Here is a 15,446-nt window from a genome sequence, read left to right on the forward strand (position 1 = left end):
CGGGTATGGAGTTCGCCATTTCCAAGTCGGTGCTGCTCGCCGTCGTGCTCGCACCGTTGCTCGGATCGATCATCGCCGGCCTGTTCGGCCGCCGGGTGGGTCGCGCGGGCGCGCACAGCGTGACCATTCTTGGCGTGGCCACGAGTTGCGCGCTGTCGTGCTACGTGCTGTGGCAGCTGATGGGGCAGGGGGCGGCACCGTTCAACGAGAACGTCTACACCTGGTTCCAGGTCGGCGGCATCGAGGCCCACGTCGGCTTCATGGTCGACAAGCTGACTGCGATGATGATGGTCGTGGTGACGTTCGTTTCGCTGCTGGTGCACATCTACACCATTGGTTACATGCACGAGGACGAGGGGTACCAGCGGTTCTTCAGCTACATCTCGCTGTTCACCTTCTCCATGCTCATGCTGGTGATGAGCAACAACTTCCTGCAGCTGTTCTTCGGCTGGGAGGCGGTGGGCCTGGTGTCGTACCTGCTGATCGGCTTCTGGTTCAAGAAGCCGACCGCGGTGTTCGCCAACCTCAAGGCGTTCCTGGTCAACCGTGTCGGCGACTTCGGCTTCCTGCTCGGCATTGCCGGCGTGCTGCTGATGTTCGGCTCGCTCGACTACGCGACCGTGTTCGCCAATGCCCCGGTGATCGAAGGCATGACCATGTCGATCATCGCCGGGCATGAATGGTCGATCGCGACGGTGATCTGCATCTGCCTGTTCATCGGAGCAATGGGCAAGTCGGCCCAGGTGCCGCTGCACGTGTGGCTGCCGGATTCGATGGAAGGTCCGACCCCGATCTCGGCCCTGATCCACGCGGCGACGATGGTCACCGCGGGCATCTTCATGGTGGCGCGCATGTCGCCGCTGTTCGAGCTGAGCCAGACCGCGCTCAACTTCATCCTCTTCATCGGCGCCACCACCGCGTTCTGGACCGGCCTGATCGGCATCGTGCAGAACGACATCAAGCGCGTCGTCGCGTACTCGACCCTGTCGCAGCTGGGTTACATGACGGTCGCCCTGGGCGTCTCCGCCTACAGCGCCGGCGTGTACCACCTGATGACCCACGCGTTCTTCAAGGCGCTGCTGTTCCTGGGTGCCGGTTCGGTGATCATCGCGATGCACCACGAGCAGGACATGCGGAAGATGGGCGGCCTGAAGAAGTACATGCCGGTCACCTACTGGACGATGCTGCTGGGCACCCTTGCGCTGGTCGCCACGCCGTTCTTCAGCGGCTACTACTCCAAGGACGTCATCATCGAAGCGGCGCACCTGGCCAGTGATAGCGACCGCGCCGGCTGGATCGGCCACTACGCCTACTGGGCGGTGCTGCTCGGCGCGTTCGTCACCGCGTTCTACAGCTTCCGCCTGCTGTTCATGACGTTCCACGGCAAGGAGCGCTTCCGTGACGCGCACGATGCCCATGGCCACGACCATTCGCATGGCGACCATGGCCATCACGGCGCCCACGAGCCGCACGAGCCGCACGAGTCGCCCTGGGTTGTCACTGTGCCGCTGGTGCTGCTGGCGACCCCGTCGGTGCTGATCGGTTTCTTCACCGCCGGCCCGATGCTGTTCGGTACCGATTGGAGCGGGCATGCCGAGCAACTGCCGTTCTTCCTCGGCGCGATCGAGGTCGACGCCGCCCGCGACGTGATCGCCGCCCTCAAGCACGAGGTATGGCACGGCCCGGCGAAGTTCGCGCTGCACGGTCTGCAGTCGCCATCGTTCTGGCTGACCCTCGCCGGCTTCGTCCTCGCCCTGATCATGTACTGGTGGAAGCCCGAACTGGCGGCGCGCGCGCGCCGTGTGTTCGCCTGGCCGGTCCGAGTGCTGGAGAACAAGTACGGCTTCGATGCGCTGTGGATCGATGGCTTCGCCGGTGGCGGCGTCGGTCTGGGCAAAGCGTCCAGGGCGGTCGACACCCACGTGATCGACGGCGCCGCGGTCAACGGCAGCGCCCGTCTGGTCGAACTGGTCGCGCGCCTGGCGCGCAATGCCCAGTCGGGTTTCCTCTACCACTATGCCTTCGCGATGATCCTCGGCCTGATCGTGCTGCTGGCCGTGCTCATCTCGACTTTGAACTGACAAGGACCGCGACGTGACCCCTGCGCCTGTAACAAGCACGCTGCCCTTGCTGAGCCTGCTCGTCTGGTTGCCGATCATCGGCGGCTTCATCACCCTCGCGTTCGGCAACGAACGCGCCAACGCCGCCCGCTGGTTCGCCACCGGCGTCGCCGCGCTCACGCTGCTGCTAACGGTGCCGCTGTTCAGCGGTTTCGACTTGGCCACTCCGGCGATGCAGTTCGCCGAGAACCACGCCTGGATCCCGGCATTCGACATCCGCTACCACCTCGGCGCCGACGGCATTTCGGTCGCGCTGATCGGGCTGACCACGCTGACCTCGCTGCTGGTGCTGATCGGGGCGTGGGGCGTGGACAAGCGCGTCAGCCAGTACTACGCCGCGTTCCTGGTCCTCGAGGGGCTGATGGTCGGTGTGTTCGCCGCGCTCGACGCGATGCTGTTCTATGTGTTCTTCGAGTGCATGCTGATCCCGATGTTCATCATCATCGGCGTCTGGGGCGGCCCGCGCCGGGTGTACGCATCGATCAAGTTCTTCCTATACACGTTCCTCGGCTCGCTGTTCATGCTGGTCGCGCTGATCTACCTGTACCTGAAGGGTGGCAGCTGGCAGCTGGCCGACATGTACGCGCTGCCGCTCACGGCGACCGAGCAGATGTGGATCCTGTTCGGGTTCCTGATCGCATTCGCGGTCAAGGTGCCGATGTTCCCGGTCCATACGTGGTTGCCGGACGCGCACGTGGAGGCGCCGACCGCCGGCTCGGTGATCCTGGCCGCGATCATGCTGAAGATCGGCGGCTACGGCTTCCTCCGCTTCGTGCTGCCGATCGTGCCGGACGCCGGCGCCGAATGGGCGTGGCTGGTGGTCGCCGCCAGCCTGGTCGCCATTGTCTACGTCGGCCTGGTCGCACTCGCCCAGGACGACATGAAGAAGCTGGTGGCGTACTCGTCGGTGTCGCACATGGGCTTCGTGACGCTCGGCATCTTCATCGCGTTCGGGCTGGTGCGTGACTACGGCAATCTCGATGCCGCGCGGCTCGGCCTGCAGGGCGCGATGGTGCAGATGATCAGCCACGGGTTCATTTCGGGCGCGATGTTCACCTGCATCGGCGTGCTGTACGACCGCATGCACACGCGCCGCATCTCCGACTACGGCGGCGTCGGCAATCCGATGCGCTGGTTCGCGCTGTTCTACGTGCTGTTCGCGATGGCCAATTCCGGCCTGCCGGGCACCTCGGGCTTCGTCGGCGAGTTCATGGTGATCATGGCCAGCTTCCAGAAGCACCCGCTGATCGCCTTCTTCGCGGCGCTGACGCTGATCATCGGCGCGGGCTACACCCTGTGGCTGGTCAAGCGCGTGCTGTGGGGCCCGGTGGCCAACGACAACGTGGCCAGGCTCAAGGACATCAATGGCCGCGAGTGGACCGTACTGGGCGTGTTCGCCATCGGCACCCTGGTGCTGGGTGTGTGGCCCAAGCCGCTGACCGACCTGATGGAGCCGTCGATCGCCAATCTCGCTATGCAGATCGCCGCCTCCAAGCTGTAAACCCGTATCCGGTTCGGCGCGCCGCGCCGGCCCTTCAGAGATTCGTCCATGATTCCAGTACGTTCCGCCGCCGAGTTGATGCCACTGTTGCCCGAGCTGGTGCTGGTCGGCGGTGCCTTCGCGCTGCTGATGCTCGACCTGTTCCTGCCAGCGGGTCGCCGGGTGGTGACGCACCTGTGCGCGATCGCGCTGCTGGTCGCCGTGGTGGTGATGGTCGCCTGTGGCGTCGGCGGCCACGGCGACGTGCTGGGCGGCATGTTCGTGCGTGACACGGCGGCCGACGTGCTGAAGATATCCATCGCCGGCGTCGGTGCACTGGCGATGGTCTACCTGTGGCCGTTCCTGCGCGAGCGCGGGTTGTACCAGGGCGAGGTGTCGGTGCTCATGCTGTTCGCCACCCTCGGCATGATGCTGCTGGTCTCGGCGGGCTCGCTGGTGATGGTGTACGTGGGGCTCGAAATGCTGGCGCTGTGTTCCTACGCGCTGGTCGCGCTCGATCGCGACAGCCCGTTGGCTTCTGAGGCGGGCATCAAGTACTTCGTGCTCGGTTCGCTGGCATCGGGACTGCTGCTGTACGGGTTGTCGCTGGTGTACGGCTCGACCGGCACCCTCGACCTGAGCGAGATCGCCACCGCGGCGGAAGCGGCGGGTTCCTCGACGATGCTGGTTACGGGCGTCGTGTTCATGGTGGCCGGCATTGCCTTCAAGTTCGGCGCGGCGCCGTTCCACATGTGGTTGCCGGACGTCTACCACGGTGCGCCGACGCCGGTCACTCTGTTCATCGGCTCCGCGCCGAAGCTGGCGACGTTCGGCATGACCTACCGCCTGCTGGAGGTCGGCGTCGGCCCGCTCGACGACCACTGGCGACTGATGCTGGCCGGCCTGGCGGTGCTGTCGCTGGCGATCGGCAATCTCGGGGCACTGGTGCAATCGAACTTCAAGCGCATGCTCGCTTACTCGACCATCTCCCACGTCGGCTTCCTGTTCATCGGCTTCGCCGGGGGCGGTGCGGCGGGGTTCGCGGCGGCGATGTTCTACGCGATCAGCTACGCGATCATGGCCGCCGCGGCGTTCGGCGCGATCGTGGTGTTGTCCAGTCGCGGCTTCGAGGCCGACCGCATCGACGACTACAAGGGCCTCAACGCCCGCAGTCCCTGGCTGGCCGGCATGATCCTGTGCACCATGGTGTCGCTGGCGGGCGTGCCGCCATTCCTGGGCTTCTGGGCCAAGCTCGCCGTGCTGCAGGCGGCGCTCCAGGGCGACATGCTGTGGCTGGCGATCGTCGGTATCGTGTTCGCAGTGGTGGGCGCGTTCTATTACCTGTATGTCGTCAAGGCGATGTACTTCGACGAGCCGGAAGGCGCCGTGCCCGCACCGAGCAACAACCGGCCGATGCGGATCGTGTTCGGGGTCAATGCGCTGGCGCTGCTTGCGCTGGGCTTGGCGTGGAGCCCGATCATGGCGTGGTGCCAGCGCGCGTTCGCGGGCTGACGCAAGGATCGACGCGAGCGACGGGAATAAATTTCCTGTTCATGCTTGCGAAGTTTGAAGTCCGTCGCTATCATGGACGGCCTGATGCGGGGTGGAGCAGTCTGGCAGCTCGTCGGGCTCATAACCCGAAGGTCGCAGGTTCAAATCCTGCCCCCGCTACCAGCTTCGGCTGATCAAGGAAGCCTCTTCGCGAGGCTTCTTTTTTAGCCAACGGCTCGGGCTTGGCGACGCGTTCTGCTCACGCGTCGCACCGACATCCAGCGGTATGGACAAGGGGCCCTCGGGCCCCTTGTTGTTTTCCGGGCCGGGGTTGTTTTCAGCCCTCTGTCCGGGTTCATGCCGCGGCTGTCGTGCGGACCCGCAGGACATTCGCAGTCGCCAACCGCAGGAGTACGTGCGTGACGGACAAAGCGACCGAGATTGCCGACCTTCTCGCCCCGACCGTCGAGTCGCTGGGCCTGGAGTTGCTGGGCGTGGAGTACCTGCCCGCGCCGGGTGGAGCGGTGCTGCGCCTGTATATCGATATCCCGGCCGACGAGGCGGGCGGCGACGGTGACGAGCCGCGCGCGGTCGGTATCGAGGATTGCGAGGCGGTGAGCCGCGAAGTGTCCGCACAGCTCGACGTCGAGGACCCTATCAGCGGCAATTACACCCTCGAAGTGTCTTCGCCGGGCATCGACCGCCCGCTGTTCACGCTCGCGCACTTCCAGCAGTTCATGGGCCAGACCGCCAAGGTCACGCTCAAGCTCCCGCAGGACGGGCGCCGCCGCCTGACCGGCACCATCGCGCGGATTGAAGGCGGCGACATCACTTTCCTCGTCGACGGCGCCGAATTCACCGCGGCGTTCGACAACATCGACAAGGCGCGCCTGGTCCCGGACTGGGCCGCGCTGGGGCTTGCCCCGACAAAGCCGGGTGGCAAGCGCCGGCAGGACAACACGCAATCCGACAAACCAACCAACAAGCCGGCGGCCGACAAGCCGACCCCGGCGGAGTGACAAGATGAGCAAGGAACTGTTGCTGGTCGTGGACGCAGTCGCCAACGAGAAGGGCGTCCCGCGCGAAGTGATTTTCGAGGCAATCGAGGCCGCCCTGGCTTCCGCCGCCAAGAAGCGCTACCACGACGAGGACGTGCTGGTGCGCGTGGCCATCGACCGCAAGGACGGCAGCTACGAGACCTTCCGCCGGATGGAAGTGGTCGCCGACGACGTGGTCATGGAGTCGGTTGACCGTCAGGTCCGCCTGATGGACGCGGTCGACGAAGTCGAGGGCGTCGAGGTCGGCGACTACATCGAGGAGCAGATCGAGAACCCGGACTTCGGGCGCATCGCCGCGCAGGCAGCCAAGCAGGTGATCGTGCAGCGCGTCCGCGAGGCCGAGCGCGCGCAGGTCGTCGACCAGTGGAAGGACCGCGTGGGCGAGCTGGTCACCGGCATCGTCAAGCGCGTGGAGCGCGGCAACATCTATGTCGACCTGGGCGGCAATGCCGAGGCGATCATCCCGAAGGACAAGGGCATCCCGCGCGACGTGCTGCGCGCCGGCGACCGTGTTCGCGGTTTCCTGTTCGACGTGCGCAGCGAGCCGCGCGGTCCGCAGCTGTTCATCAGCCGCGCCGCGCCGGAATTCATGATGGAGCTGTTCAAGCTCGAGGTGCCGGAAGTCGGCCAGGGCCTGGTGTCGATCAAGGCCTGCGCCCGTGACCCGGGCGACCGCGCCAAGATCGCGGTGCTGGCGCACGACAACCGCACCGATCCGATCGGTGCCTGCATCGGCATGCGCGGTTCGCGCGTGCAGGCGGTCACCAACGAGCTCAACGGCGAGCGCGTCGACATCGTGCTGTGGTCGGACAACCCGGCACAGTTCGTGATCAACGCGATGGCGCCGGCCGAAGTGCAGTCGATCATCGTCGACGAGGAAAAGCACTCGATGGACCTCGCGGTCGCCGAGGACCGGCTCGCCCAGGCGATCGGCAAGGGCGGGCAGAACGTGCGCCTCGCCAGCCGGCTGGCCGGCTGGCAACTCAACGTGATGACCCAGGACCAGGTCACCGCCAAGTCGGAGGCCGAGCAGACCGCCGCGCGCGAGCTGTTCCAGGACAAGCTCGAAGTCGACGAGGAGATTGCCGGCATCCTGGTGTCGGAGGGCTTCAGCACGGTCGAGGAAATCGCCTACGTGCCGGTCGGCGAGCTGCTGGCGGTGGAGGGCTTCGACGAGGACATCGTCGAGGAGCTGCGCGCCCGCGCCCGCGACGCGCTGCTTAACGAGGCGCTGGCGGCCGAGGAGGAGCTCGACGAGCACCAGCCGGCCGAGGACCTGCTCACGCTGGAAGGCATGGACGACGAACTCGCCTATGCGCTGGCGGCCCGCGGGGTGACCACCCGCGACGACCTGGCCGACCTCGCCACCGACGAGCTGACCGACATCGAGGGTGTCGACGAGGCCCGTGCCGCCGCGCTGATCATGGAAGCGCGCAAGCACTGGTTCGAGTGATGCTCCGGCCGACGCCGGGCCTGCCCCGATGACTGCCGGACTGCGCCCATGAAGTAGCAGGGCTAGAATTGAACGATCACGCGCGGGGTTGGCCCCGCGCCACAGGACACGGAAACCGAATGTCGCAGCAAACCACCATCCGCAAGCTGGCCGCACTGGTGAACACGCCGGTCGAGAAGTTGCTGGAGCAGCTGGCCGAGGCCGGCATGCCCTTCAACGACCCCGACCAGGTGGTCTCCAGCACCGAGAAGGTCAAGCTGCTCGGCTTCCTGCGTCGCACCCACGGCAAGGCCGACAAGCCGGCCGACGAGGGCGTTGCGCCGAAGAAGATCACCCTGAGCCGCAGCCGCAAGCAGGAGCTCACCGTGGGCGGCGGCAAGACCCGTTCGACGGTCGACGTCGTCGTGCGCAAGAAGGTGACCGTGGTCCGCCCGGATGCGGAGCAGCCCGCGCCGACCGACGAGCGTGCCGAGATCCTGCGCAAGCTGGAGGAATCCAAGCAGCGCAACCTGGCCGAACAGAAGGCATTGGCCGAAGCCGACCGGCGCCGAGCCGAGGTAGCCGAGGTCGCCAAGCGTGCCGCGGAAGAAGCCGAACGCCTGAAGTCCGAGCAGGCCGCCGCCGCTGCGGCGGACGCCAGTGCGCTGGTCGAGGACGAAGGCGCGGCCAAGCCCGCCGGCACCCATGGCCACGGTCATCCGAAGCCGGCGGCTCCCCGTACCGACGATCGCGGCCCGCGCCACAAGACGCGTGGCTCGCATGCCATGGCCACCGGCGTCGAGGACGACGACCGCACCAAGCGTTTTGCCGGCCAGATGCACCTGAGCGCCTCCGATCGTGCGCGGCGCACCAGCAGCACCCGCGGCCGCGCCAAGCCGCGCCGCCATGCCGACCAGGCGCGCTCCGGTACCGGCTTCACCCGTCCGACCGCCCCCATCGTGCGCGACGTCGCCATTGGCGAGACCATCACCGTGGCCGACCTCGCGCAGAAGATGGCGCTCAAGGGCGGCGAGGTGGTCAAGGCGCTGTTCAAGATGGGCGTGATGGCCACCATCACCCAGTCCATCGATCACGACACCGCGGCGCTGGTGACCGAGGAGCTCGGCCACAACGTGGTGCGTGCCGACGCGTCCGACGTCGAGAACGAACTGCTTGCCCACGTCGAAGACGTGCAGGGCGACAAGGTCGCGCGGCCGCCGGTGGTCACCATCATGGGCCACGTCGACCACGGCAAGACCTCGCTGCTGGACTACATCCGCCGCACCAAGGTCGCCACCGGCGAGGCCGGCGGCATCACCCAGCACATCGGCGCGTACCACGTCGAAACCGACAAGGGCGTCATCAGCTTCCTCGACACCCCGGGCCACGCGGCGTTCTCGTCGATGCGCGCCCGCGGCGCCAAGCTCACCGACATCGTGGTGCTGGTGGTCGCGGCCGACGACGGCGTCAAGCCGCAGACGATCGAGGCCGTCCAGCACGCCAAGGCGGCGGGCGTGCCGCTGATCGTCGCGGTCAACAAGATCGACAAGTCCGACGCCGACCCGATGAAGGTCAAGAACGAGCTGCTCGAGCAGGAAGTCGTGGCCGAGGAGTTCGGTGGCGATACCCAGTTCGTCGAGCTGTCGGCCAAGACGGGCCAGAACGTCGACGGCCTGCTGGATGCGATTTCACTGCAGGCCGAGTTCCTCGAACTGCAGGCCGTCGCCGAGGGTCGCGCCAACGGCGTGGTGATCGAATCCGCGCTCGACAAGGGCCGTGGCCCGGTCGCCACCGTGCTGGTCCAGCAGGGCGAGCTGAAGAAGGGCGACTATCTGGTCTGCGGCGTGCAGTACGGCCGCGTGCGTGCGCTGTTCGACGAGACCGGTTCGCAGGTCGAGTCGGCCGGCCCGTCGATCCCGGTGCAGGTGCTCGGCCTGTCGGGCGTGCCCGATGCCGGTGACGACTTCGTCGTGGTCGAGGACGAGCGCCTGGCCAAGGACGTCGCCCAGCAGCGGGACGCCAAGCGCCGCGAGTCGCGCCTGGTCGCCCAGGGCGGCAACCGGATGGAAGACATCATGGCGCAGCTGGGCACCGGCGAAGGCCAGCTCAGCCTGCCGCTGATCATCAAGGCCGACGTGCAGGGTTCGGTGCAGGCGCTGCGCGAGGCGCTCACCGCGCTGTCGACCGACGCGATCCGCATCAACGTGATCGGTTCGGGCGTGGGCGGCATCACCGAGTCGGACGCGCAACTGGCATCGACCTCGAAGGCCACCATCATCGGCTTCAACGTCCGTGCGGACGCCTCGGCGCGCAAGGTCATCGAGACCAACGGCGTCGACCTGCGCTACTTCTCGATCATCTATGACGTGATCGACCAGGTGAAGCAGGTGGCGTCGGGCATCCTGGGCGTGGAGATCCGCGAGGACATCATCGGCACCGCCGAGGTCCGCGATGTGTTCCGCAGCTCCAAGTTCGGTGCGGTCGCCGGCTGCATGGTGGTCGAGGGCGTGGTCAAGCGGAACAAGCCGATCCGCGTCCTGCGCGACAACACCGTCATCTTCGAGGGCGAGCTGGAATCGCTGCGTCGCTTCAAGGAGAACGTCGACGAGGTCCGGGTCAATACCGAGTGCGGCATCGGCGTGAAGCAGTACAACGACGTCAAGCCGGGTGACCAGATCGAGTGCTTCGAGCGTGTCGAGGTCCAGCGCACGCTGTAACCGACATGCCCAAGACCTTCCATCGCACCGACCGCGTTTCCGCCCAGCTCCGCAGGGAGCTGGGCACCCTCGTGCACGAAGCCGTGCGCGAGCACGGGCTGCCTTCGGTCAGCGTCTCCGACGTCGAGGTCACCCGCGACCTGGCCCACGCCAAGGTGTTCGTGACGGCATTGCAGCCCGAGCGCAAGGCCGAGGCGATGAAGGGGCTGAAGGAGCTCGTCAAGCCGTTGCGCTACGAGCTCGGCCGTGCGGTCAAGTTGCGCCACGTGCCGGAGCTGCACTTCCACTACGACGACTCGTTCGACCGTGGCGAGCGCATCGACAACCTGCTGCGCGAGAACCCGCCGGCAGCGCCGGGCGACGACGAGCCGGCCTGATCCAAGGGTGCGTTGCCAGTCAGGTCGTCGTGCGTGCAGGAGCTTTGTAGGAGCGACGTCAGTCGCGACCTGTACATCGCCTCCAGCGTTCGGCGGGTCGCGACTGGCGTCGCTCCTGCAACGGGGCTGCGGCTCCAGCGATCACGCCACGCCCCGACGCAATCGCGAGATCCCCAGACGCGAATGACCAAGCGCCCGCGCACCATCTTCCGCCCGCTCGACGGCCTGCTGCTGCTCGACAAGCCGGCCGGGCTCAGTTCCAACCAGGCCCTGCAACGCGTGCGCCACCTGTTCCGCGCCGAGAAGGGCGGGCATACCGGCAGCCTCGATCCGCTCGCCACCGGACTGTTGCCGATCTGTTTCGGCGAGGCGACCAAGATCGCGGGGCTGTTGCTCGGCGCCAGCAAGGCGTACGAGACCGTCGCCGTGCTCGGCGTCACCACCGATACCGACGACGCCGATGGCCAACCGTTGCGCGAGCGGCCGGTACCCGAACTCGACGATGCAGCGATCGAAGCCGCGCTTGCCCCGCTGCGCGGCACTATCGTGCAGCGAGCGCCGATCTACTCCGCGCTGAAGCAGGGCGGGGAGCCGCTGTACGCCAAGGCCCGTCGTGGCGAATCGATCGAAGCGCCGGAGCGCGAAGTCGTCGTCCATGCGCTGGACCTGCTCGAACGCGATGGCAACCGCCTGCGACTGCGGGTGGAATGCGGTTCGGGGACCTACGTCCGCAGCCTCGTCCGCGACCTCGGCGAGGCGCTGGGCTGTGGCGCCCACGTCGAAGTGCTGCGTCGGACGTGGGTGGACCCGTTCAGGCGGCCGGCGATGCATACCCTCAATGCGCTGCAGGCCTTGGCGTCCGGATCCGGCGAGTCCGCGCTGGACGCCTGCCTGCTGCCGATCGAGGCCGGTCTGGTCGATTTCCCCGGCGTCCGCCTGGGCGCGGACGAGGCGCGGCGCTTCGGCCAGGGTATCCAGTTGCACCCCGGGGAGCCGGGCGCGCCGGCCGATCCGGCGGCGGTGTACGACGCGGGTGGGCGGGTACTCGGACTGGGGCGGGTCGACCCCACGGGCCTGCTGCACCCCAAACGCCTGTTCACATGGGCCACGCCGCACTCCGGCCGCTGACGGACGGCGCCGGCGCGGCTTGTGACAGCGGTCCCGCACGGCTACAATTCGCGGGCTTTTTCAAGCAAACCTGCAACATTCTTTCAGCAAGCGGCGGACCGTGCGGTGCGTCGGCGTCGGTATTTCCGGCGACGATTGCGTTCTGCGGGTCGCGCATCACGAGGCAATCCAGATGTCCATCGACACCAGCAAGATCATCGAAGACAACAAGCGCGGCGACAACGACACCGGTTCCCCGGAAGTCCAGGTCGCCCTGCTGACCGCGCGCATCGAGCAGCTCCAGGGTCACTTCAAGGAGCACAAGCAGGACCACCACAGCCGTCGAGGCCTGCTGATGATGGTGAACCGCCGTCGCAGCCTGCTCGACTACCTGCACCGGAAGGATGCGGAAAGGTACAAGGCCCTGATCGCGAAGCTCGGTCTGCGCCGCTGATCGAAATACCCACCGCGGCGCAGTGATGCGCCGCGGTTGTTTTTGGGGACGACGGCAGAACCGCCGGACTTCCCAGGTCGCGAGCCGGCGACCGACCGGGCAGCGCAAGGGTGCTGTCCGGACCGCACCGAACCGATAGGAACCCAACGTGGCAAAAATTACCAAGACCTTCCAGTACGGCAAGCACCAGGTCACCCTGGAAACCGGCGAGATCGCCCGCCAGGCCGGCGGCGCCGTCATCGTCAAGGTTGAAGACACCGTGCTGCTGGTCACGGCCGTCGCCAACAAGACCGCGCGCGAAGGCCAGGACTTCTTCCCCCTGACCGTCGACTACCAGGAGAAGTTCTACGCCGGCGGCCGCATTCCGGGCGGCTTCTTCAAGCGCGAAGGCCGCGCGACCGAGAAGGAAACGCTGATCTCGCGCCTGATCGACCGTCCGATCCGTCCGCTGTTCCCGGAAGGCTTCCGCAACGAAGTCCAGATCATCGCCACGGTGATGTCGATGAACCCGGAAATCGACGGCGACATCCCGGCGCTGCTGGGCGCGTCCGCCGCGCTGGCGCTGTCGGGTGCACCGTTCGACGGTCCGATCGGCGCGGCGAAGGTCGGCTACAGGGACGGTCAGTACCTGCTCAACCCGACCAGGACCGACCTGGAGGACTCCAAGCTCGAGCTGGTCGTCGCCGGCACCCAGGCCGCCGTGCTGATGGTGGAGTCCGAAGCTGACGTGCTGTCCGAGGATGTGATGCTCGGCGCAGTGATGTTCGGCCACAAGGAAATGCAGGTCGCGATCAATGCGATCAACGAGCTGGTCGCCGAGGCCGGCAAGCCGAAGTGGGACTGGGCCGCGCCGGCCCGCAACGACGCCATCGTCGGCGCGCTCAAGGGCGCGATCGGCGACCGCCTGTCGGCCGCGTTCCAGATCCGCAACAAGGCCGAGCGTCGCGACAGCATCTCCGCGCTCAAGAAGGAAGTGCTGGCATCGCTGGCCGGTCAGATCGAGTCCAACGAGTGGAATCCGGCCGAAGTCTCCAAGGAGTTCGGCGAGCTCGAGTACGAGACCATGCGTGGCGCGGTGCTGAGCACCAAGATCCGCATCGATGGCCGTGCGCTGGACACCGTGCGTCCGATCAGCTCCAAGGTCGGCGTGTTGCCGCGCACCCACGGCTCGGCGCTGTTCACCCGGGGCGAGACCCAGGCGATCGTGGTCACCACGCTGGGCACCGCGCGCGACGGGCAGATCATCGACGCCGTTTCGGGCGAGTACAAGGAACACTTCCTGTTCCACTACAACTTCCCGCCGTACTCGGTCGGCGAGGCCGGTCGCATGATGGGCCCGAAGCGCCGCGAGATCGGCCACGGCCGCCTCGCCAAGCGCGGCGTGCTGGCGGTGATGCCGACGATGGAGGAGTTCCCGTACACCATCCGCGTGGTGTCGGAGATCACCGAGTCGAACGGTTCGTCGTCGATGGCCTCGGTCTGCGGCAGCTCGCTGGCGCTGATGGACGCCGGCGTGCCGATCAAGGCGCCGGTCGCGGGCATCGCGATGGGCCTGGTGAAGGAAGGCGACGAGTTCGTCGTGCTGAGCGACATCCTCGGTGACGAGGACCACCTCGGCGACATGGACTTCAAGGTCGCCGGCACCAGCGAGGGCATCTCCGCCCTGCAGATGGACATCAAGATCCAGGGCATCACCGAGGAGATCATGAAGGTCGCGCTGGCCCAAGCCAAGCAGGGCCGCCTGCACATCCTCGGCGAGATGGCGAGCGCGCTGACCGCTCCGCGTGGCGAGCTCAGCGAGTTCGCGCCGCGCCTGCTGACCATGAAGATCCACCCGGACAAGATCCGCGAAGTGATCGGCAAGGGTGGCTCGACCATCCAGGCCATCACCAAGGAGACCGGCACCCAGATCGACATCCAGGACGACGGCACCATCGTCATCGCCTCGGTCAACGCTGCCGCCGCCAACGCCGCCAAGGACCGCATCGAGCAGATCACCTCGGACGTCGAGCCGGGCCGGATCTACGAGGGCAAGGTCGCCAAGATCATGGACTTCGGCGCGTTCGTGACCATCCTGCCGGGCAAGGACGGCCTGGTGCACGTGTCGCAGATCTCCAGCGAGCGCGTCGAGAAGGTCTCCGACAAGCTCAAGGAAGGCGACGTGGTCAAGGTCAAGGTGCTGGAAGTCGACAAGCAGGGCCGCATCCGCCTGTCGATCAAGGCCGTCGAGGAAGGCGAGGGCGCCTCGGCCGAGTAGCCGAAGCGCTCCATTGCTGGACATGGAAAAGCGGGCTTCGGCCCGCTTTTTCTTTGGCGTGTCCGTGCGTCGGACTTTTGTAGGAGCGGCTTCAGCCGCGATCGGATGGTGGTTCGCGCGTACCGGCTCCGCGATCGCGGCTGAAGCCGCTCCTACAGGGGTGCGGGTGCGCGCGGCTAGTCCAGCAGCCAGCGGAAGGCGCGGCGCAGTTCGGCGGCGCCGTCGCGTTCGTACCAGCGGCCGTGGGCGAGGATCACGCGTTCGGGATCCCACGCGATCATCTGCTCGACGGCGTTCTTCAGGGCGGCCCGTTGCGGCCCGCGGAAGGTCAGGCGCATGTCGCGGGGCATCTGGCCATCGGGGTCGCGCGAACCGGCGAAACGGGTGATCCAGCGCGCCAGCAGGTCGAGCTTGCCGGGTTTGAAATTCTCGATGAAATCGGTCAGCACCAGCGTGCGGCTGGGGCGGTGGAAGAATTCGACCTCGGTCATGTAGCTGCCATCCACCGGCAGGGTCGCGACATCGGCGTCCCACGGATAGCCGGATGTGCGGTCGAGCTCGAGGGCGGGGAAGTCGATGCGGCCCTTGGCCTGTTCGCGGATGCGCGGGGCGAGGTACACGCGGGCCTCGGGGAAGACCTCGTGCCACTCGGGGATCCACCAGTAGTGGATGCGGTTGGGGCCGACGATCCACCGCGGCGTGCCGATGGCTTCGACCTCGCGCATCAGGTCGCGGGTGAGCGGCGTCGGTGAATGGACCAGCAGGTCGTCGCCGAGGCGCAGCAGGGTCATGCGGGTGGGGAAGCGCATCTTCGGCCACGGCATGCCGAATTCGATCGCCGGGCCGTCGACGATCCAGACGTCGTCGGTGACGGGCTTGAGGGTGTCGAGCGGTGGGTAGGTGACGTGGTCGTGGTGGGTCACTGCATCTCCTGTGGCGAGCGCGGCGAGGAG

General features: G+C 66.9%; 11 protein-coding genes and 1 tRNA gene. 11 read left to right on the plus strand and 1 reads right to left on the minus strand.

Annotated features, from left to right (window positions below; translation table 11 throughout):
* Positions 1-5 precede the first annotated feature (5 nt).
* From nuoL to pnp, 11 genes are all read left to right on the plus strand, one after another.
* Positions 6-2,081: an NADH-quinone oxidoreductase subunit L gene (nuoL, locus tag U8331_RS06820; RefSeq protein ID WP_481132834.1), complete on the plus strand. Its 2,076-nt coding sequence runs from the start codon at positions 6-8 to the stop codon at positions 2,079-2,081.
* Positions 2,082-2,094: 13 nt separating this feature from the next.
* Positions 2,095-3,621 carry an NADH-quinone oxidoreductase subunit M gene (locus tag U8331_RS06825; RefSeq protein WP_481132835.1) on the plus strand — a complete coding sequence of 509 codons (1,527 nt, stop codon included), beginning with the start codon at positions 2,095-2,097 and terminating at the stop codon, positions 3,619-3,621.
* Positions 3,622-3,669: 48 nt separating this feature from the next.
* Complete coding sequence (gene nuoN / locus U8331_RS06830) at positions 3,670-5,112, plus strand: NADH-quinone oxidoreductase subunit NuoN (protein ID WP_481132836.1); 1,443 nt, start codon at positions 3,670-3,672, stop codon at positions 5,110-5,112.
* 85 nt (positions 5,113-5,197) lie between these two features.
* A tRNA-Met gene (locus tag U8331_RS06835) sits at positions 5,198-5,274 on the plus strand.
* A 236-nt stretch (positions 5,275-5,510) separates the two neighbouring features.
* The gene (rimP, locus tag U8331_RS06840) at positions 5,511-6,110 is read left to right on the plus strand and encodes a ribosome maturation factor RimP (protein ID WP_481132837.1); all 600 of its coding nucleotides are present in this window, start codon (positions 5,511-5,513) and stop codon (positions 6,108-6,110) included.
* A 4-nt stretch (positions 6,111-6,114) separates the two neighbouring features.
* Positions 6,115-7,602, plus strand: coding sequence for a transcription termination factor NusA (nusA, locus tag U8331_RS06845; protein WP_481132838.1), 1,488 nt, complete (start codon positions 6,115-6,117; stop codon positions 7,600-7,602).
* A 119-nt stretch (positions 7,603-7,721) separates the two neighbouring features.
* The gene (infB, locus tag U8331_RS06850) at positions 7,722-10,298 is read left to right on the plus strand and encodes a translation initiation factor IF-2 (RefSeq protein WP_481132839.1); all 2,577 of its coding nucleotides are present in this window, start codon (positions 7,722-7,724) and stop codon (positions 10,296-10,298) included.
* A gap of 5 nt (positions 10,299-10,303) precedes the next feature.
* A complete protein-coding gene (gene rbfA / locus U8331_RS06855; protein ID WP_481132840.1) occupies positions 10,304-10,675 on the plus strand; it encodes a 30S ribosome-binding factor RbfA in 372 nt (123 codons plus the stop codon).
* Positions 10,676-10,858: 183 nt separating this feature from the next.
* Complete coding sequence (gene truB, locus U8331_RS06860; RefSeq protein ID WP_481132841.1) at positions 10,859-11,803, plus strand: tRNA pseudouridine(55) synthase TruB; 945 nt, start codon at positions 10,859-10,861, stop codon at positions 11,801-11,803.
* A gap of 172 nt (positions 11,804-11,975) precedes the next feature.
* Positions 11,976-12,236: a 30S ribosomal protein S15 gene (gene rpsO, locus U8331_RS06865; RefSeq protein WP_481132842.1), complete on the plus strand. Its 261-nt coding sequence runs from the start codon at positions 11,976-11,978 to the stop codon at positions 12,234-12,236.
* A gap of 148 nt (positions 12,237-12,384) precedes the next feature.
* On the plus strand, positions 12,385-14,493 hold the full coding sequence (gene pnp / locus U8331_RS06870) for a polyribonucleotide nucleotidyltransferase (protein WP_481132843.1): 2,109 nt from the start codon (positions 12,385-12,387) through the stop codon (positions 14,491-14,493).
* A 176-nt stretch (positions 14,494-14,669) separates the two neighbouring features.
* Here pnp and U8331_RS06875 read toward each other — a convergent pair whose 3' ends face one another.
* Positions 14,670-15,416: a DUF4336 domain-containing protein gene (locus U8331_RS06875; RefSeq protein WP_481132844.1), complete on the minus strand. Its 747-nt coding sequence runs from the start codon at positions 15,414-15,416 to the stop codon at positions 14,670-14,672.
* Positions 15,417-15,446 lie beyond the last annotated feature (30 nt).

It is taken from the genome of Lysobacter sp. CC-YZS074, from assembly GCF_056739745.1.